Origin of the sequence: Pseudomonas jessenii (assembly GCF_002236115.1) — a bacterium.
Taxonomy (GTDB): Bacteria; Pseudomonadota; Gammaproteobacteria; order Pseudomonadales; family Pseudomonadaceae; genus Aquipseudomonas; species Aquipseudomonas jessenii.
Map to the genome: position 1 here is coordinate 270,781 of NZ_NIWT01000004.1, position 18,843 is coordinate 289,623.

The following is an 18,843-nucleotide window of genomic DNA, read 5'->3' on the forward strand; positions in this document are numbered from 1 at the left end:
TTAGCAAGGCGATACCTACGAGTGGTTGTTACGTAGAAAGTGCATCCACATTTGTATCAAGTATCGCCGAATGTTCTTCAGGACGTTTCCGAGACAGGTGTAATCCCATTCTGAGCTACATGCCATCCATCAGGTTTGTGTCAGACCACAGCTCCGGATACTTACGAGTGACGAGCTAGTGCGGTGATTTCCTCCCGGTCTTCCAGCCGGATTTTCGCACCGCAAAACCCCTCGAACAGTTGCTGATGCGCCGCAAACCCACTGGACCCCAGCCGCTGGCGATAACTGCCCGCCCACTCCAGCAAGGCGATAAGCAACAGGTCCTGTTCATCGCGCCCGCCCTCGCGTTGTCGAATGTTGGCCACGCATTCCTCGTCCCCTACACTCAGCCAGATCAGCGCAGTCGCTCGTGGCAGGATTTCACTGACGATCCAGCCGTAACCCCCTTCGATCACCCAGCGCTCCTCATCGGCAGCGATCCGCGCCATTCCCAGCGCTTCATTTCGGGGACGGGGGATGCTGTGTTCGTCGGACAGCCAGTGAATCCGGTCGAGATCGGTCCAGGGCACACTCAATTGCTCGGCCAGCCGCTGCGCCAGCCAGCTCTTGCCGGAACCGGAATTACCGATGATCAGGGTGCGGGTGAGGTCCATGAGCGACTCCGATCAATTGTGGGATCACTCGCCGCTTTCGGGGGCCACCATCCGCGTCTTCGGCGAGCCATTGGCGTTGTGCTGAAAAATGTCCTGAGGCTGACCTTTTTCATTAAAGAACACCTGGCCGATCCCCGCCGAGTTCCATAGCCGCTCACCCGCTTCGGCGTGTTCGGGCACGTGGGGCACGATGCGCATGCGTCGACGCTTGGTCAGCCAGTTCAACGGTGAGCGTGGCGAGTACAGCCAGCGGTTGAGGCGGTCGAACCACTCGAGCAGGCTGGGCGGGAATTCATTCTTGATGCCGCTGCTGGTGATCTGCCAGATGCGCGGTCCGGCCTTGCGGTGGCGGATCAGCACTTCGTAGACGAAGGAATAGTGCACATCGCCCGACAGCACCACGTAGTTACCCGGGGTGCGCGAGTGGCGGAAAATGTTCAGGATCACCTGTGCCGCGCCGCGATGGGCCATCCAGTTTTCCGCGTCCACCAGCAGTGGATAACCGCACCAGCTGAATACCCGCTGCACGGTTTCAATCAGTTTGACGCCGAAGATCGGTGCCGGTGAAACGATGATTGCGCTCGGGTGGTCCAGCAGTTCCTGTTGCAGTTCGCTGAGGGCTTCCCAGTCGAGCAAACCGGAAGGCTGCTTGAGGTTCATCTCGCTGCGCCAGCGCCGGGTGCGGGTGTCGATCACCACCATGGCCGGGGTGGTCGGCAGCACGTAATGCCAGTGCTGAAACTTCAGCAGATCACTGATCAAGTCATCCTGAACCGTGCTGTCGAGGTGAAGGTCGCGTGCGCTGGCGCTCAAGGCTCCGGACTTTTCCAACAGGGTAGCGAACGCATCCGGGTTGTTGCCCCAGCCCTGGCACAACATGTACGCCAGCAGCGCGTTGCCGATGATGCGCCGGGAGAACGGATGGCCGTAGGCCGTTTCTTCCCATTGCGCGGAAAGGTTCCAGTCATCGGTGATGTCGTGGTCGTCGAAAATCATCAGCGTCGGCAGATGCGCCAGTGCCCGCGCGACGTCGCCAAGGCCTGCCTTGAAGGCATCGATGCGCGTCTGCTCAAGGGCGTAGCGCTTGAGCCTTTGCGGCGTCAGCGTCGGTGCCTGGGGCGCGATCAGGGTCCAGGGCACTGGCGACCAGACCAACAAGTACATGGCCATGACTTCGGCGAAGGTCACCAGGTGATTGTCGGCGCTGCTGCTGGTGAAAATCGGCTTGCGCGCGCCACCGAAAAATCGCTCGCGCAGGGTTTCATTGCTTTGCAGTGCCGGCAGCAGATCCGCGCGGTGGTAGTAACTGGCCGGATGCTCGTAGAGCCTGGCGCTGTCGCTGACCACCGCGCCTTCGAGGTGCTCCCCGAACAGGCCAAGACGCTCGATCAAGGCGTGAATCGCCCGCAACATCGGCCCCGCGACATCGTCGGCGTAGACCTGATCGCCAGTCATCATCAGCAGTGCCGGGCGGTCCTTTGCCGCGTGTTCCTGGGCCAGCAACCGGTCGACGCACAGCAAGCCGTCTGTCGCCGGGTGATGAGGTTTGCGGCAAGAACCGTGCAGCAACTGATCGACCCGTGCGCGCAGGACGAAGTTCGGGCAATGGGCATCGCCATACAGCAGGTGCGGTGCCCAGTCGGCGATGCCTTTTTCTGTGCCATCGATCAGCAGGTCATAGTCGATCGATTCATCCCGGGGCAGGGCGCAATCGAGTTGCACATCAATCAAGTGCACAAAGGCATGAGCCCCCACCGCAATCACCGTGCATTGCCCGGCATCGAGTCGGATATCGCCGACGCCCTGCAAGCGCAAGGTCAGCGCCAGCGCCCGGGAACCCACCAGCCACAGCACCAGCCGCATGGGCTCAAGACGCCGCAACAGCGGGCCGGCCAGGACCGGCGGCAGGGCTGGGTGATCGTTGGACAGTGGCAGTGCTTCGGACATCCGGGGTCAAGGCTCTTGGGGAATCGAGGCGGGCGATGATAGCGCAGGTGACGACGGGACCGGCTAGAACGATCCCGTTTCTGCCTGTCACCAAATGAAAAGCCATTGTCGTCTGATGAGAAGCGTCTCAACAGGCCTCGTCCTACAGTCCAATCAGCGCAATTCGATGCAACACGCCCATATTGCAGATTGGAGAATAAGAAAAATGGCCAAAGCCGTACGCTTCTACGAAACCGGTGGTCCCGAAGTTCTACGTTATGAGGACGTCGAAGTCGGCGAGCCCGGTCCCGGCCAGGTTCGCCTTCGTCATGTGGCGGTTGGCCTGAACTATGCCGACACCTATTTCCGTAACGGTACCTACCCGATTCCGATGCCCAACGGCATGGGCGTCGAGGCCTCTGGCGTAGTCCAGGCCGTTGGTGAAGGGGTCACCAACGTCGAGGTCGGTGATCGCGTCACCTATACCGGTTTCCTCAACACCCTCGGCGCTTACAGCACCGAGCGCCTGATCCCGGCCGCGCCGCTGATCAAGCTGCCGGAAACCATCAGCTTCGAGACCGCTGCCGCGATGACCATGCGTGGCCTGACGTCCTCGTACCTGATGCGCCGCATCTACGACTTCAAACCGGGCGACAGCATCCTGTTGCATGCCGCCGCTGGCGGTGTCGGTCTGATCGTTTCGCAGTGGGCCAAGTTGCTGGGCCTGAACGTGATCGGCACGGTTTCGACCGAGCAAAAAGCGGAGATCGCCCGGGCTCACGGTTGCGACCATACGATCAATTACAGCCATGAAGACGTCGCCGCTCGCGTTCGCGAACTGACCGACGGTGTGGGCGTCAACGTGGTGTTCGACAGCGTTGGCAAGAACACCTTCATGGGTTCGCTGGATTCGTTGAAACCCCGTGGTCTGATGGTCTGCGTGGGTACCGCGTCCGGCCCGATCCCGGCGTTCGACCCGGTGATGCTGGCGATGAAAGGTTCGCTGTACCTGACCCGTCCGGCCCTGGCCAACTACATCAGCGACCCTGCGGAAAAAGCCGCCCTGGCCGGCGAGTTGTTCGACCATGTCGGCAGCGGCCGGATCAAGATCGAGATCAACCAGCACTACGCCTTGCAGGACGCCGTGCAGGCTCATCGCGACCTTGAATCGCGCAAGACTACCGGCTCATCGATTTTCGTCGTTTAAGGAGCGGCCAGCCATGAAAGTCGAACAATTGACCTGCAGCATTGGCGCCGAACTGATCGGCGTCAACCTGGCCGACGCGGTGCATGACGATGGTCTGTTTGCCGAGATTCGTGCCCAGTTGCTCAAGCACCGCGTGGTGTTCCTGCGTGATCAGGACATCACTCGCGCCGAGCACGTGGCCTTCGCCCGGCGCTTCGGCGAGCTGGAGGATCATCCGGTGGCCGGCAGTGATCCGGAGCATCCGGGGCTGGTGCAGATCTACAAGAATCCTGACCAGCCGATGGACCGCTACGAAAACGCCTGGCACACCGACGCCACCTGGCGCGAAGCACCGCCGATGGGCTGCGTGCTGCGTTGCGTGGAATGCCCGCCAGTGGGCGGCGACACCATGTGGGCCAACATGGTCCAGGCCTATGCGAACTTGCCGGAAGACGTAAAGGTCAAGATCGCCGACTTGCGTGCCCGCCACAGCATCGAAGCGAGCTTCGGTGCCGCCATGCCGATTGAAAAACGCCTGGCGCTCAAGGCGATGTACCCGGACGCCGAACACCCGGTGGTGCGCACCCATCCGGAAACCGGCGAGAAGGTGCTGTTCGTCAACGCCTTCACCACCCACTTCAGCAACTACCACACCCCTGAGCGGGTGCGCTTCGGCCAGGACGCCAACCCCGGCGCCGGCGAGTTGCTGCGTTACCTGATCAGCCAGGCGTACATCCCTGAGTATCAGGTGCGCTGGCGCTGGAAGCCCAACAGCATCGCCATCTGGGACAACCGCAGTACCCAGCATTACGCCGTCATGGATTACCCGCCGTGCCATCGCAAGATGGAGCGTGCCGGGATTATCGGCGACAAGACGTTCTGATCGAACGCCACCTGCATCCGCACTCGCAGCATTCGCACTCGTAAACACGTCTGCCCGGCACGACCCCGGGTGGGCGGAACAATCATAAGAACTGGCATAAGAACTGGAGTTAACCATGCAATTCTTCGACGATTCCCTGCACCCGGAAAACATGGAAAAGGTAGTCATTACCGTGGCCCCGTACGGCCCGGAGTGGATGCCGGAAGACTTCCCGGAAGACATCCCGTTGACCATGGATGAGCAAGTCCAGAAAGCGGTCGAATGCTATGAAGCCGGCGCCACCGTGCTGCACCTGCATGTGCGCGAACTGGACGGCAAGGGCTCCAAGCGCCTGTCGAAGTTCAACGAGCTGATCGCCGGTGTGCGTGAAGCTGTGCCAGACATGATCATCCAGGTCGGCGGCTCGATTTCCTTCGCTCCGGAAAGCGATGGCGAAGCGGCCAAGTGGCTGTCCGACGACACTCGCCACATGCTGGCCGAGCTGACGCCGAAACCGGATCAGGTCACGGTCGCGATCAACACCACGCAAATGAACATCATGGAGCTGTTGTATCCGGAGTACCTGAAAGGCACCTCCCTGGACAACCCGTTGATCCACGCCGCCTACAGCGAAATGACCGTACCGGCGGGGCCGGCCTGGGTGGCCGAGCACCTCAAGCGCCTGATGGACAACGGCATCCAGCCACACTTCCAGTTGACCGGCATGCACGCCATGGAAACCCTCGAGCGCCTGGTGCGCAGGGGCATCTACAAGGGCCCGCTGAACCTGACCTGGATCGGCATCGGCGGCGGTTTCGACGGCCCGAACCCGTTCAACTTCTTCAACTTCATCCACCGCGCGCCGGACGGTTGCACCCTGACCTCCGAATCGCTGCTCAAGAACGTCATGCCGTTCAACACCATGTCGATGGCCATGGGCATGCACCCGCGCGTGGGCAATGAAGACACTATCATTGATCACAAGGGCGATCGTTTCGGCTCGGTTGCACAGATCCAGCAAACCGTGCGCATTGCCCATGAACTGGGCCGTGAAATCGCCACCGGCAAAGAAGCCCGCGAGATCTACCGCATCGGCGTGCAGTACGAAACCATCGAAGAAACCCTGTTGGCCAACGGCATGGCCCCCAACCGCAAGGTTGGGCAGAAAGGTGTACCGCAACGCGGTTGACCTAGGGTCGGGGCGAGAGGCCGTGACCTCTCGTCCGCCTGACCGTTACACGCTTGATAAGAAAAATAAAACAAAGCTCTTGAGGAGGCTGCATGGCCTTTCACCCAATAGCCGCTGACGATGACGACTCCTGCGGAGTCGGCGTTGCGCGCCAATATGCCTGGATCGTCTTTGCCTTGACGTTCGGTCTGTTGATTTCCGATTACATGTCGCGTCAGGTACTGAACGCGGTATTCCCCCTGCTCAAGACTGAGTGGGCGTTGAGCGACGGACAACTGGGTCTGCTTAGCGGCATCGTTGCCCTGATGGTCGGCCTGCTGACATTTCCCCTGTCGTTGATGGCCGACCGCTTCGGTCGGGTCAAGAGCCTGGCGCTGATGGCTTTCCTGTGGAGCGTGGCGACCTTGGGTTGCGCGCTGGCTCAGGACTACCAGCAGATGTTCATTGCGCGGTTCATGGTCGGCGTCGGCGAAGCCGCCTACGGCAGCGTGGGCATCGCGGTGGTGATTTCGGTGTTCCCCAAACACATGCGAGCCACCCTGGCCAGTGCCTTCATGGCTGGCGGCATGTTCGGTTCGGTGTTGGGCATGGCTTTGGGCGGTGCGATTGCCGCCAAGCTGGGTTGGCGCTGGTCGTTCGCCGGCATGTCGCTGTTTGGCCTGGTGCTGGCGATGCTCTATCCGCTCATCGTCAAGGAAGCGCGCATAGCGCCACGACGTGCCGCGCAGATTGCGAACAAGACGGCTGCCGCGGTCAAGCGTCCGCTGCGCACGCTGTGGTCCAGCCGTTCGGTGGTGTCGACCTACATCGCCAGCGGTTTGCAGTTGTTCGTCGGCGGTACGGTGATGGTGTGGATTCCCAGCTACCTCAACCGCTACTACGACATGCCTACCGACAAGGCCGGTGGCATGGCGGCAATCATCGTGTTGTGCAGCGGTGCGGGGATGATCCTGTGCGGCATGCTCAGCGATCGCCTGTGTCGGAACTCGCCGGAGCGCAAGGTCAGCCTGGCCATTGGTTTTTGCCTGGGCAGTTGCCTGTTGCTGTCGGCAGCGTTCGCATTGTCGGCAGGGCCTGTGCAATTGGCGCTGATCTGTCTGGGCATGGCGATTGCCACCGGCACCACCGGCCCCGCCGGTGCGATGGTTGCCAACCTGACCCATTACTCCGTCCACGGTACGGCGTTCGCCACGCTGACCCTGGCCAATAACCTGCTGGGGCTGGCACCCGGGCCGTTCCTGACTGGCCGTGTGTCCGACCTCATCGGCCTGCATGCCGCTTTCCAATTAGTGCCACTGGTCAGCCTCGCGGCGGCAGCGGTGTTCTTCTATGCCAAGTGTCATTACCAAAAAGATATCGCCCGGCTTGAGGGTCAGAGCGTGCCTGAGCCTGTCAGTGCAGCCGGGATAGAGGTGAAGTTGTGAGTCGTCGTTTACGTATTGATGTGTTTTTCGATTTTATCTGCCCCTGGTGCCTGATCGGCAAACGCCAACTGGAGCATGCGCAGGTGCAGTTTCGCAGTCGTCACCCGGATGTGCAGATCACCACGGTGTGGCATGGCGTGCAGTTGCTGCCCCAGATACCGGTAGAAGGTGAACCTTTCGCCGATTTCTACCGCAAGCGCCTGGGCAATGCCGACGCAATGACCATGCGCCAGAATCAGGTACAGCAGGCTGCCGGGGCAGTTGGACTGGCCATCGACCTCAGCCGTATCGAGACGATGCCCAACACTGCGGACGCCCATCGTTTGTTCGAGCGTGCCAGCGCACTGGGCAATGCCAGTCAGCGTGAAATGTTGCTCGAGCGACTGTTCGCCGCTTATTTCCTGAGGCGCGAAAACCTCGGTTGCCGTGAGACCTTGCTTGCCATTGCCCGCTCCTGCGGCGTCGCTCCGGACGGGGTGCTCGATTGCCTGAAGGGCGATGCCACGCCGTTTGAAGGATCCCCCGACGCGACAAGTGGCGTGCCGAGCTTCAAGTTCGACAACCGCATGACGGTGATCGGCGCACAACCTGCTCAGGCGCTGCTCGCGGCCATGACCGAAGCCCTCAGGGAAAGTGATCGCGAGCGGCAGCCAGCATGACCCGGCGCATTCCCGTGCCGGCCGGCAAGCACCCGCAGGCCGGTGGCCGGGCGCTGTTTGAGTTCGAAGACAAAAGCCTGGCGCTGTTCAACGTCGACGGGCAGTTGTTTGCCATTGACGACAGTTGCCCGCACCAGGGCTCTTCCCTATGTGGGGGGCGTCTTGAAGGCCGGGTGATTCAATGCCTCGCCCATGGTTTGCGCTTCGATTTGCACAGCGGCTACCTGCTCAACTCCAGGCAGGTCAAAGTCACCAACTACCCGGTCGAGATCATCGACGGCCAGGCGTTTATCGTCATCGTATCCGAGGAGTCCGCGCCATGAGCGCCATTGCTCTTACCCGTATCCACACTCGCACGCGCGAACTGGCACCTGGGTTAATTGTCAGTCTGATTGTCGCGGCCGCCGCGTCGTTCTTGTCCGAGCACTACGGTGCGCCGGTCATGCTGTTTGCCTTGCTGTTGGGCATGGCCCTGAATTTTCTCGCCGATGACGGCCCCTGCAAGGCCGGTATCGAGTTCACCGCCCGCACCGTGCTGCGCATCGGCGTGGCGCTGCTGGGCATGCGCATCACCCTGGAGCAAATGGCCGCGCTGGGCTGGAAGCCGATTGCACTGGTGGTGATCCTGGTGGTGGTGACCATCAGCGTGTCTGTGATCGCCGCCAAGGCCCTGGGCTTCCAGCGCCTGTTCGGCATGCTCACCGGCGGCGCGACGGCCATCTGTGGCGCTTCGGCGGCCTTGGCGCTGGCAGCGGCGCTGCCGAACCATCCGCAGAAAGAGCGGGCGACCCTGTTCACCGTCATCGGCGTTTCGGCGTTGTCGACTCTGGCGATGATTGTCTATCCGATGATCGCCAACTGGCTGCAGTTGTCGCCGCAGGTGGCGGGTGTGTTCCTCGGCGCCACGATCCACGACGTGGCCCAGGTGGTCGGTGCTGGCTACAGCATGTCGACCGAGACGGGCGACACGGCCACGGTGGTCAAGCTGATGCGCGTTGCGATGCTGCTGCCGGTGATCGTCACTGCGGCGATGATCACCCGTATGCAAGGCGCCGATCCGACCGGCAAGCGCCCGCCGCTGTTGCCGTGGTTCGCCGTCGGTTTTCTGATTCTGGCCTGCATCAACAGCACCGGATGGATAGCGCCTGCGGTGCAGGGATCGGTCAACGAACTGTCGCGCTGGTGCCTGGTGATTTCCATCAGTGCCCTGGGCATGAAGACCCGCTTGCGCGAGCTGGCAGCGGTCGGGATCAAGCCGATTCTGCTGATGGTGGGGGAGACGGTGTTCCTGGTCGTGCTGGTGCTGTTGTTGCTGCGCTGGGGGCTCTGAACATCGGCAAGGATTAAAACCTGTAGGAGCGAGCCTGCTCGCGAAAAACCCAAGAGCACCGCGGGGCATCTGGTTTTACGCGTAATCGTTCACGACCATCGCGAGCGAGCTCGCTCCTACAGGATGTGCGTAGATCCCTGTAGGAGCGAGCCTGCTCGCGAAAAACCCAAGAGCACCGCGGGGCATCTGGTTTTACGCGTCATCGTTCACGACCATCGCGAGCAAGCTCGCTCCTACAAGGATTGCAGTTCCAATCGCGCGCTTTCGGCGACTGTACCAGCAGTCGCCGTTTTTTTTTGCCCTGCTGTCAGGACGGTTTCGCCCCAGCCTGTTTCTGCGCACGCCACGTCGCCGGCGGCATGCCGAACTGGCTGATGAACCAGCGGGTAAACGAGCTCGCCATCGAGTAGCCGAGCATGTCGGCAATGCGGCTGAGGGAGTAGTTGGGGTTGTCCAGGTAACGCAGCACCAGGTCGCGGCGCACGTCGTTGATCACGTCGTTGAAGGCGCAGCCGTCGTCCTTGAGGCGGCGTTGCAGGGTGCGCACGTTCATGCCCTGGCTCTGGGCCACCTGCTCAATGGTGGCGCGCCCCATGGGCAACAGCAGGTAGATGGCCTTGCGCACCTCGAACAGCATCGAGGCGCCTTCGTGGTTCTGCAGCGAGTCGAGGTAGCCCTGGGCATACCGGGCCATGGCCGGGTCAGCGTTGGGGTTGGTCATGTCGAGGCTGATGTCAGGGCAGACGATGCCGTTGAACTCGCTGCCGAACTCCAGGTTGCAACCGAACAGCCGGCGATGCAGGTGCAGGTTGTCCGGTGGCTGGTGCATGAAGTTGACGCTGTAGGGATGCCAGTGTGAGCCCAGCAGGGCCGAGCACAGCCGGAACATTACACCGATGGCCAGCTCCGTGGCCTGGCGGCTGGGCATCGGCGTTTCGGTGACCACCTCTTCGCGAATGATCACCATCTTGCCGGCCTCCTCAATGAAGATGGCCAGCGAGTCATTCATCAGGTGCCGGTAATCCACTACGACCTGCAAGGCATCGCGCAGCGTGCGCTGGTGGCTGAGCAGCAGGCTGACCACGCCGAAGTCCGAGAGCTGGCGCGATTCGGCCATGCTCAGGCCGAAGGTCTGGCAGCCGCTGGCGGCGGCCGAGTCTTCCAGCAAACGGACGGCGGCATCGATATGGATGCGGTGTTCAGGGGCTTGCAGTTGGGCCCTGCTCAAGCCGACAGCGGCCAGCACGTCGCGCGGGTTGAAACCCAGGTACTGGGTGACCTCCAGGTAGTTGGTCAAGACAGCGGCGCGAACAAGCTTGGTCATGCGAAAGTCTTCCCTGTGCCGATGGCGGTTGGCGTGAGCGTGGCGACTATATCCAGCGTATCAACAGTTGAACAGTTGTCATGTCGTTGATGGATTTCATGCCATACGGTCACCAATCTTCTACGCTGCATGGAGCCATCAGCGCTCATCCGTTGATTACAGTGACCTTGCGCCAACCTGCGGGGATTTTCGACCAGTGGTCGCACTGTCCTGCTGTCGGACAATTTGTCATCAAAAGAAAAGTGCATGACGTCCAATGTAAAGCGCTTCGGGTGGGCGCTCTTTAATGTCGACACTACAAAAAGCCCCTGGCGAAAACAGCCAGTCGAGTTATCGAGAAAGCGAAGGTGTTGACCGTGGACAAACTGCAAACTGCCGCCACCATTCTGATCGTTCCGGGTCTGCGCGAGCACGTGGCCGAACATTGGCAAACATTGCTTGCCGCCAGGCTGAGCAACGTGCGCAGTGTTGCGCCGCTGGAGACCGACAAACTCGATTGCATGGCCCGTGTGCGGGCGATTCAACACGAACTCGAACAAATCGACGGCCCCGTGATTCTGGTGGCCCACAGCGCCGGCGTGCTGATGGTCGCGCACTGGGCTGCTCACTACAGCCGTCCGATCAAGGGCGCTTTGCTGGCCGCGCCACCGGACCTCGATGCGGTCTGGCCGTCAAACTATCCGTCTTCCGAAACCCTGCGTAGCCAGGGCTGGAATCCTCTGCCACAAGGCCCGCTGCCATTTCGCAGCATCGTGGCCGGCAGCACCAACGATCACTTGGCCAGCCTTCCTGCGGTCACCCGCATGGCAGAAGGCTGGGGCGCCGAATTGCTCAATCTGGGCGATGTCGGCCACCTCAATCCGGCCGCAGGATTTGGCCACTGGCAGCAAGCTGAAGCACTCATCCTGGAGCTCGATCGCTAGTACAAGGAGCTGGACTGGCAGTACGCCAACCGGCATTTGCCCTCATTCCTTAAACGCAAACCCATCAATGTTTGCGCGAGGGCGGCTGCGCTTAAAACAAAGACAAAAAAGCGGAGACAACGCAATGCACAACAATAAGAGTCACGGCTTCACCGCTCCACGCTACACCTTGCTGGCCTCAGCCATTCTTGCGGCAACGGTACCTGCGGCCCATGCGGTCGAGATCGAGACGGGGAATCCGGACTGGAACGTCCGCGTGGATAACACCATCAAGTACAACTATGGCGTGCGCACCGAAAGCGCCGACAAACGCATGTTGGGAACGCCGAACAATAACGACGGCGACTACAACTTCCGCAAGGCCGGGACCAACATCACCAACCGTATCGATCTGTTGACCGAAATGGACGTGGTCTACAAGAACGCCATGGGCTTTCGCGTCAGCGCCGCCAGCTGGTACGACAAGGCCTATGACAACACCGGCTCCAACTCCAACCCGTTCGTCAACGGCAATGGATCGACCTCGGGCCTGATCGCCAATGACCCGCGCCTGGCCGGGGTCACCCGTGACAACGTCGGCAACGGCAGCTCGCACCTGAGCAATTATGCCCAGCGCTACTACAGCGGTCCTTCGGGCGAAATCCTCGATGCCTTCGTGTTCTACAGCACCGAAGTGGGCGAGGAGTCGATGTTCAGCGCCAAGGCCGGTCAGCACAACGTGTTCTGGGGCGAGACCATTCTCAACCCGGTGCACTCGGTCAGCTATGGCCAGTCCGGCCTCGACCTGGCCAAGCTTGCCGCGTCGCCAGGTACCGAGGCCAAGGAACTGTTCGTTCCGCGTAACCAGGTGTCGATGTCGTTCACCGTCAATCCCGAGCTGACCGTGGGTGCCCAGTATTTCCTGAATTGGGATGCCGCGCGTCTGCCGGAAGCGGGCACCTATTACGGTGGTTCCGACCTGGTCGGCTTCGGCGCGCAATCATTCCTGTTGGGCAACACCAACGCCGTGGTACCGGGCAGCCCGCTAGGTTGTGGCCTGGCGCCGTGCAACGCCTTGACCAATGTGCGTCGTGGCAAGGACCTGACTCCGCATGACAGCGGTGACTGGGGCGTCATGGCCAAATGGTCGCCGGCCTGGCTGGATGGCACCCTTGGCGTTTACTACCGCGAAACCTCGGAAATCCTGCCCCAAGCCTATCTGGACGCCAGGGGCATTACCTCGGCCAACCCGAACGGCACCCGTCCGGCGGGGCAAGTGCCTGCGGTGATCAACACCCTCAATTCGCTGGACACCGCCACCTATCAACTGGCCTATGCCGACAACATCAAGATCCTTGGCCTGAGCTTGTCCAAGGACGTGGGTGGCGTGAGCGTGGGTTCGGACCTGAACGTTCGTCACAACATGCCGCTGGCCAGTATCCCGGCGATCGTCAGTACCCGCAGCCCGCTGGGCCTGGGGCAAGGGCTTGGCCTGCTGCCTGCACGTACGGACGCCACCGGTGTGGTCTATGACACCCCGAGCCGTGGCGACAGCATGAGCGCCACAGGCGACACCCTGCACTGGACGCTCAACGGTCTGATGACCCTGCCGAAAACCCCGGTGTTCGATCAGGCGACTGTGCTTGCCGAGCTGTACTACAGCAACCTGCTCAAGCTCGATAGCAAGAACGAAGCGCTCTACAAGGGTAAGGACAGCTATCGCGGCATCGACGCGCCGACCCGTGACAACTGGGGTCTGGCGGTCAACTTCACACCGACCTGGTACCAGGTCTTCCCGGGTGTCGATCTCAACGCGCCGATGTCCATCAACGTCGGTCTCGACGGTGTGTCACCGGTCTCCGGTGGCGGTGCCAAGGACACCGGCAACTATGCCGTGGGCGTGGGTGCCATTGTCTACAACAAATATTTTGTCGACCTGAAGTACGTGGACTCCTTTGGCGAAACCGACAAGTGCAACGTCAGCGGTGTGAGCACCGGCTCCAAGGGCGGTGACGGCTCCACCCCGAACGCCTTCAGCGGCAACGAAAACTACGCCTGTTACGCCGGTGGCTACTCGTCCTTCTCCGGAGGTGGTGCCACGACTGAGGACCGTGGCGCCGTGTACCTGACGATGAAAACAACATTCTGATTCACCACTGATTTGCTCAATGCAAGCAGGAGAATAACAAGATGAAATTTGTAAAAACCGTGTTGGCCGCTTCGCTGGCCATGGTCTTCGCCGCTCAGGCACAGGCTGCTGTTTCAACTCAGGAAGCTGCCAAGCTGGGCACCAGCCTGACACAGGTAGGGGCTGAAAAAGCCGGGAACGCTGATGGTTCCATTCCTGCCTACAACGGTGGCCTGACCACCCCACCGGCCAGCTTCAAGGCCGGCGACAGCATGCGTCCGGACCCGTTTGCCAGTGAAAAGCCGGTACTGGTGATCGACGGCAAGAACGTCGATCAGTACAAGGGCATGCTCACGGCGACCACGGTAGAACTGGCCAAGCGTTTCCCGACGTTCCGTGTCGACGTGTTCCCGACGCACCGCACCGTTTCGCTGCCTCAAGCGATTCTGGATAACGGCGTGAAGAACGCCAGCGGCGCCAAGTCCCTGGAAGGTGGCCTGGCCATCGACAACGTGCTGCCGGGCATTCCATTCCCGATTCCGCAGTCGGGCAACGAAGCGATGTGGAACTTCCTGTTGCGCTACCAAGGCGTCAGCATCAGTTCCAAGTACGACTCCTGGAACGTTGACTCCGCGGGCGTTCCAAGCTTGGCGACCACCGGGCAAGCGAACATCTCCTACCCGATCTATGAAAACCTCTCGCAGCCGATCAGCAGCGCCGACGTGTACTACCAGATGAAGCTGGCATACACCGGCCCTGCGCGCCGCGCCGGTGAGGCGATCATGCTCAAGGACGCCGCCAACCCGTTGCAGCAACCGCGTCGCGCCTGGCAGTACTTGCCGGGGCAGCGTCGAGTGAAACTGGCTCCGAGCCTGGCTTACGACACGCCAAACCCGGGTACCGCCGGTGCGGGCACCTACGATGACGTGTTCGTCTTCAACGGTGCGCTGGATCGCTACGACTGGAAGCTGGTGGGCAAGCAGGAAATGATCGTGCCCTACAACACCTACAAGCTGACCTACGTGCAGGATCCGAAGTCGCTGACCACCGCCAATCACCTGTCACCTGACTTCGTACGCTGGGAAAAACACCGTGTATGGGTCGTGGAAGGCAACCTCAAGGCCGGTGCTCGTCACATCTACCAGAAGCGCCGCTTCTACCTCGACGAAGACAGCTGGACCGCTTTGGCCTCGGATCAATATGACGCCCGTGGTCAGCTCTATCGCGGTTCCTTCGCCTTCCTGAGCCAGAGCTATGACAAGCAGGTTCCGGACTCCACGCCGTTCATGATCTACGACCTGGTCGGTGGTTCCTACAACATCAACGGCGTAGTCGGCCCTTACGGCGGCATCAAGTACATCGAGCCGCTCTCCAAGGCCCAGTGGTCTTCGGAATCCCTGGCCGGCGCCGGTATTCGCTAAGCCAACCGCAAGCAGACGCTCGCACGATCCACTGTGGGAGCGAGCCTGCTCGCGATGGACCAGAGGGCGACGCGGGCATCCAGACAGCACGCGTCATCGTTAACGTCCATCGCGAGCAGGCTCGCTCCCACATGACCTGCACGGCGCAAGGTTTGAACGTCAGGCACACCGATGTGTGTCCCGGCGCGGTTTTCCGAAGAGGACGCAGCATGTGTTCGTATAAAAACAATATTTTGCAGCTGGCGTTTGGCGTTGTGCTCGGCCTGTCGCAGGGCATCGCCCAGGCGGCCGATTACGTCGATGTACTGGACCTGCCCGCCAGAGTCAGTGCCTTGGCGATCAACAGCCCGTTGTCCGGCATGACCCGCGCCGGCGGGCGCGTGATTGCCGTCGGCCAGCGTGGCCATATTCTGTTTTCCGATGATTCGGGAAACCACTGGCAACAGGCCGCCGTACCGGCCAGTGCCGACCTCACTGCGGTGAATTTTCCGACCACCACCCAAGGCTGGGCGGTGGGTAATGACGGCGTGGTGCTGCACAGCAGCGACGCCGGCGCGACTTGGCAGAAGCAACTCGACGGTCGTCAGATCGGCGCCTTGCTGGTCAAGCATTACACGGCGCTGGCCAGCGCCGAACCGGGCAATGAGCAATGGCCCCAGTTGGCTATGGAAGGCCAACGACTAGCCGATCAGGGCGCGGACAAACCGCTGCTCGGCGTCTGGTTCGCCAACGACAAAACCGGCTATGTGGTCGGGGTATTCAACCTGATCCTGCGTACCGACGACGGTGGCCTGACCTGGACGCCATTCCAGGACCGCACCGACAACCCCCAGGGTTTCCATCTCAACGCCATCGCCTCTACCGGCGACAGTGTGTACATCGCGGGCGAGCAAGGCCTGCTGCTCAAATGGGACGACAGCGCCCAACGCTTCAACGCGGTACCGACGCCTTATCAAGGCAGCTTCTTCGGCGTGCTCGGCAAGCCTGGCGAAGTGCTGATCTATGGCCTGCGCGGCAACGTGCTGCGCAGCACCGACGGCGGCCAGAGCTGGACCGCACTGGACACCGGCCTGCACGTCAGCATCACCGCAGGCCTGATCGATGCCCGTGGCAATTATCGCTTGTTCACCCAGGGCGGGCAGATGCTGGTCAGCCAAGGGACGGGCGCGCAGTTGCATCTGAAGCAGCAACCGGCACCGACCCCGGTCGCCAGCGCCACCCAGTCCGCCAATGGCGCCTTGGTGCTGGCAGGCAGCCGTGGTGCCCGGACGCTGTCCGCCGATCCAGCCCTCGAACCCTAAGAGCGAGAACCCAGACATGGGCAATATCAAACAAGACGCCATGCCGGTGATCCGCGAACTGCGGGATTTCGACCACCGCTCCGGCAACCTCCTCGAGCGGCTGGTGTTCAACTACCGCCCGCTGTTCATGCTGCTGATGGCGCTCGCCACCGTGGTGCTGGGCTTCATGGCCGTGACTCGCCTGGAGTTGCGCCCAAGCTTCGAAAAAATGATTCCCCAGAGCCAGCCCTACATCCAGAACTTCCTGGAAAACCGCCAGTCGCTGCGCGGTCTGGGCAACTCGGTGCGCGTGGTGGTCGAGAACACCCAGGGCGATATTTTCGATCCCGAATACCTGGACGTGCTCAAGCAGGTCAACGACCAGCTGTTCCTCACCGAAGGCGTCGACCGCGCGTGGATGAAGTCGCTGTGGAGCCCGGCCGTGCGCTGGACCGAAGTCACCGAGGACGGTTTCCAGGGTGGCCCGGTGATGCCCGACACCTATTCGGGGCAGCCTGAGCAAATCGAACAGTTGCGCCAGAACATCTCCCGCGCCGGTGTGGTGGGTAGCCTGGTAGCCAGTGATTTCAAGTCGACCATGCTGATCGTGCCGCTGATGGACAAAGCCGCCGCCGGCGGTCAACGCATCAACTACCACGCCTTCTCGCAGATGCTCGAAGAGCAGTTACGCGACAAGATCGAATACGCCGGTGACAGCGCTGCGCGTAAATCCGGGGTCGAAGGCACCGGGCATTACAAGGTGCGGGTGATCGGCTTCGCCAAACTCATGGGCGACCTGATCGACGGCCTGATCCAGGTGATGATGTTCTTCGGCCTGGCCGTCGTCACGTCGCTGATCATCATCTACGCCTACACCCGTTGCGTGCGCAGCACCCTGCTGGTGGTCGGCTGCTCGCTGGTCGCGGTGGTCTGGCAACTGGGTATCGTCGCCTGGCTGGGCTACGCCATCGATCCGTACTCGGTGCTGGTGCCGTTCCTGATCTTCGCCATCGGTGTGTCCCACGCGGCGCAGAAGATGAACGGCATCATGCAGGACATCGCTCGTGGCACCCACAAGCTGATCGCTGCGCGCTACACCTTCCGCCGTCTGTTCATCGCCGGTGTCACCGCGCTGTTGGCCGATGCCGTGGGCTTCGCCGTGTTGATGCTGATCGATATTCCGGTGATCCAGGACCTGGCGATTACCGCCAGCATCGGCGTCGCCGTGCTGATCTTCACCTCGCTGTTGCTGATGCCGGTGGCGCTATCCTATGTCGGTGTGGGCGCGAAAGCCGCCGAGCGTGCGCTGAAAATCGACAACCGCGCCGAACACCACAAAGGCTTCGGCAAACTGTGGGACCTGCTCGACCGCTTCACCACGCGCAAGTGGGCCACCGGTGCCGTATTGGTCGCAGTGTTGATGGGCATCGGCGGTTTCATGGTCAGCCTGAACCTGAAGATCGGCGACCTGGAAAGCGGGGCGCCGGAGTTGCGCGCCGACTCGCGCTACAACCGCGACAACGCCTACATCACCAGCCACTACGCGCTGTCCAGCGACCTGTTCGCGGTGATGATCAAGACCGCGCCGGAAGGCTGCCTGAACTACAAGACCCTGGTGCTCGCCGACCGCCTGGCCTGGGAGCTGCAACAGTATCCGGGCGTGCAGGCGACCGCGTCCTTGGTCAACGCGGTACGGCAGATCACTGCCGGTACTTATGAGGGCAACCCCAAGCTCAACAGCATCCAGCGCAACCAGGACGTGCTCAATTACGCCGCCCAGCAAGCCTCGGTCAACTCGCCGGAGCTGTTCAACACCGACTGCTCGCTGATGCCGGTGATCACCTTCCTCAAGGATCACAAGGCTGAAACCCTCGATGCCGTGGTGGCCATCGCCGACAAGTTCGCCAAGGAAAACAGCAGCGAGGATCGCCAGTTCCTGCTCGCCGCCGGTACCGCCGGGATCGAGGCCGCGACCAACATCGTGGTGCGCGAAGCCAACCGCACCATGCTGCTTTACGTGTATGCGGCGGTGACGCTGTTCTGCCTGATCACCTTCCGCAGCTGGCGCGCCACGCTGGTGGCCCTGTTGCCACTGGTGCTGACCTCGATCCTCTGCGAAGCCTTGATGGTGGCCATGGGCATCGGCGTGAAGGTCGCGACCTTGCCGGTGATCGCCCTCGGGGTGGGCATCGGCGTCGACTACGCCTTGTACCTGCTCAGCGTGCAATTGCACTTCCAGCGCCAGGGCTTGCCGCTATCCCAGGCCTATCGCAACGCCGTGTCCTTCACCGGCCGCGTGGTCGGGCTGGTGGGCATCACCCTCGCCGCCGGTGTGGTGTGCTGGGTCTGGTCGCCGATCAAGTTCCAGGCCGACATGGGCATCCTGCTGACCTTCATGTTCCTGTGGAACATGCTCGGCGCGCTGATCCTGATTCCCGCTCTGTCGTACTTCCTGCTGCGCGAACGGGCACCCAAGCCCGGTTCTGTCGCGGCAACCGAAAACACCGAATCCACTGAACGTCCCGGCATGCCCCATGCCGTGACCACTTCCGAGTAAGC

At 61.5% G+C, this 18,843-nt stretch carries 15 protein-coding genes; 12 read left to right on the top strand and 3 right to left on the bottom strand.

Features of this window, described 5'->3' with window-relative positions:
* Positions 1 to 161: 161 nt before the first annotated feature.
* Together PSJE_RS14375 and PSJE_RS14380 are read right to left on the bottom strand one after the other, a co-directional pair.
* Positions 162 to 653 (bottom strand): P-loop NTPase family protein, encoded by a 492-nt coding sequence (locus PSJE_RS14375; protein WP_090453197.1) that lies wholly within the window; start codon positions 651 to 653, stop codon positions 162 to 164.
* Positions 654 to 677: 24 nt separating this feature from the next.
* A complete protein-coding gene (locus PSJE_RS14380) occupies positions 678 to 2,600 on the bottom strand; it encodes an alkaline phosphatase D family protein (protein ID WP_090453199.1) in 1,923 nt (640 codons plus the stop codon).
* A 205-nt stretch (positions 2,601 to 2,805) separates the two neighbouring features.
* Between PSJE_RS14380 and PSJE_RS14385 the strand changes: the two genes are divergently transcribed.
* The 7 genes from PSJE_RS14385 (at position 2,806) to PSJE_RS14415 (ending at position 9,229) form a co-directional block, all read left to right on the top strand.
* Positions 2,806 to 3,786, top strand: a complete 981-nt coding sequence (locus PSJE_RS14385) for a quinone oxidoreductase family protein (protein WP_008050013.1) — start codon at positions 2,806 to 2,808, stop codon at positions 3,784 to 3,786.
* Positions 3,787 to 3,799: 13 nt separating this feature from the next.
* Complete coding sequence (locus PSJE_RS14390; protein WP_057716330.1) at positions 3,800 to 4,648, top strand: TauD/TfdA dioxygenase family protein; 849 nt, start codon at positions 3,800 to 3,802, stop codon at positions 4,646 to 4,648.
* A gap of 115 nt (positions 4,649 to 4,763) precedes the next feature.
* On the top strand, positions 4,764 to 5,816 hold the full coding sequence (locus PSJE_RS14395; RefSeq protein ID WP_090453201.1) for a beta-keto acid cleavage family enzyme: 1,053 nt from the start codon (positions 4,764 to 4,766) through the stop codon (positions 5,814 to 5,816).
* Between the two features lie 92 nt (positions 5,817 to 5,908).
* A complete protein-coding gene (locus tag PSJE_RS14400; protein WP_090453203.1) occupies positions 5,909 to 7,240 on the top strand; it encodes an MFS transporter in 1,332 nt (443 codons plus the stop codon).
* Positions 7,237 to 7,899 carry a DsbA family oxidoreductase gene (locus PSJE_RS14405; RefSeq protein ID WP_090453204.1) on the top strand — a complete coding sequence of 221 codons (663 nt, stop codon included), beginning with the start codon at positions 7,237 to 7,239 and terminating at the stop codon, positions 7,897 to 7,899. Before PSJE_RS14400 ends, PSJE_RS14405 begins: the two co-directional genes overlap by 4 nt.
* Positions 7,896 to 8,222, top strand: coding sequence for a Rieske (2Fe-2S) protein (locus PSJE_RS14410; protein WP_090453206.1), 327 nt, complete (start codon positions 7,896 to 7,898; stop codon positions 8,220 to 8,222). Before PSJE_RS14405 ends, PSJE_RS14410 begins: the two co-directional genes overlap by 4 nt.
* The gene (locus PSJE_RS14415) at positions 8,219 to 9,229 is read left to right on the top strand and encodes a YeiH family protein (protein WP_057716325.1); all 1,011 of its coding nucleotides are present in this window, start codon (positions 8,219 to 8,221) and stop codon (positions 9,227 to 9,229) included. The genes PSJE_RS14410 and PSJE_RS14415 overlap by 4 nt, the downstream gene beginning before the upstream one ends.
* A 307-nt stretch (positions 9,230 to 9,536) precedes the next feature.
* Here the strand turns inward: PSJE_RS14415 and PSJE_RS14420 are convergent, their stop codons facing one another.
* A complete protein-coding gene (locus PSJE_RS14420) occupies positions 9,537 to 10,553 on the bottom strand; it encodes an AraC family transcriptional regulator (RefSeq protein ID WP_057716324.1) in 1,017 nt (338 codons plus the stop codon).
* Positions 10,554 to 10,909: 356 nt separating this feature from the next.
* On the opposite strand from PSJE_RS14420, the gene PSJE_RS14425 reads away from it, so the two are divergent.
* The 5 genes from PSJE_RS14425 to PSJE_RS14445 all read left to right on the top strand — a co-directional run bounded on the left by PSJE_RS14425 (position 10,910) and on the right by PSJE_RS14445 (position 18,841).
* Complete coding sequence (locus PSJE_RS14425; RefSeq protein ID WP_057716669.1) at positions 10,910 to 11,476, top strand: RBBP9/YdeN family alpha/beta hydrolase; 567 nt, start codon at positions 10,910 to 10,912, stop codon at positions 11,474 to 11,476.
* 124 nt (positions 11,477 to 11,600) lie between these two features.
* Positions 11,601 to 13,604, top strand: a complete 2,004-nt coding sequence (locus PSJE_RS14430; RefSeq protein WP_090453208.1) for a DUF1302 domain-containing protein — start codon at positions 11,601 to 11,603, stop codon at positions 13,602 to 13,604.
* A 41-nt stretch (positions 13,605 to 13,645) separates the two neighbouring features.
* Complete coding sequence (locus PSJE_RS14435; protein WP_057716322.1) at positions 13,646 to 15,004, top strand: DUF1329 domain-containing protein; 1,359 nt, start codon at positions 13,646 to 13,648, stop codon at positions 15,002 to 15,004.
* Between the two features lie 209 nt (positions 15,005 to 15,213).
* On the top strand, positions 15,214 to 16,305 hold the full coding sequence (locus tag PSJE_RS14440; protein WP_090453210.1) for a WD40/YVTN/BNR-like repeat-containing protein: 1,092 nt from the start codon (positions 15,214 to 15,216) through the stop codon (positions 16,303 to 16,305).
* A gap of 16 nt (positions 16,306 to 16,321) precedes the next feature.
* Positions 16,322 to 18,841, top strand: coding sequence for an efflux RND transporter permease subunit (locus PSJE_RS14445; protein WP_090453212.1), 2,520 nt, complete (start codon positions 16,322 to 16,324; stop codon positions 18,839 to 18,841).
* Positions 18,842 to 18,843 lie beyond the last annotated feature (2 nt).

Coding starts and splice junctions, on each gene's coding strand:
- PSJE_RS14440 (WP_090453210.1), top strand. CDS start 15,214: ATGTGTTCGTATAAAAACAATATTTTGCAGCTGGCGTTTGGCGTTGTG.
- PSJE_RS14380 (WP_090453199.1), bottom strand. CDS start 2,600: ATGTCCGAAGCACTGCCACTGTCCAACGATCACCCAGCCCTGCCGCCG.
- PSJE_RS14445 (WP_090453212.1), top strand. CDS start 16,322: ATGGGCAATATCAAACAAGACGCCATGCCGGTGATCCGCGAACTGCGG.
- PSJE_RS14410 (WP_090453206.1), top strand. CDS start 7,896: ATGACCCGGCGCATTCCCGTGCCGGCCGGCAAGCACCCGCAGGCCGGT.
- PSJE_RS14430 (WP_090453208.1), top strand. CDS start 11,601: ATGCACAACAATAAGAGTCACGGCTTCACCGCTCCACGCTACACCTTG.
- PSJE_RS14390 (WP_057716330.1), top strand. CDS start 3,800: ATGAAAGTCGAACAATTGACCTGCAGCATTGGCGCCGAACTGATCGGC.
- PSJE_RS14375 (WP_090453197.1), bottom strand. CDS start 653: ATGGACCTCACCCGCACCCTGATCATCGGTAATTCCGGTTCCGGCAAG.
- PSJE_RS14400 (WP_090453203.1), top strand. CDS start 5,909: ATGGCCTTTCACCCAATAGCCGCTGACGATGACGACTCCTGCGGAGTC.
- PSJE_RS14420 (WP_057716324.1), bottom strand. CDS start 10,553: ATGACCAAGCTTGTTCGCGCCGCTGTCTTGACCAACTACCTGGAGGTC.
- PSJE_RS14385 (WP_008050013.1), top strand. CDS start 2,806: ATGGCCAAAGCCGTACGCTTCTACGAAACCGGTGGTCCCGAAGTTCTA.
- PSJE_RS14395 (WP_090453201.1), top strand. CDS start 4,764: ATGCAATTCTTCGACGATTCCCTGCACCCGGAAAACATGGAAAAGGTA.
- PSJE_RS14435 (WP_057716322.1), top strand. CDS start 13,646: ATGAAATTTGTAAAAACCGTGTTGGCCGCTTCGCTGGCCATGGTCTTC.
- PSJE_RS14415 (WP_057716325.1), top strand. CDS start 8,219: ATGAGCGCCATTGCTCTTACCCGTATCCACACTCGCACGCGCGAACTG.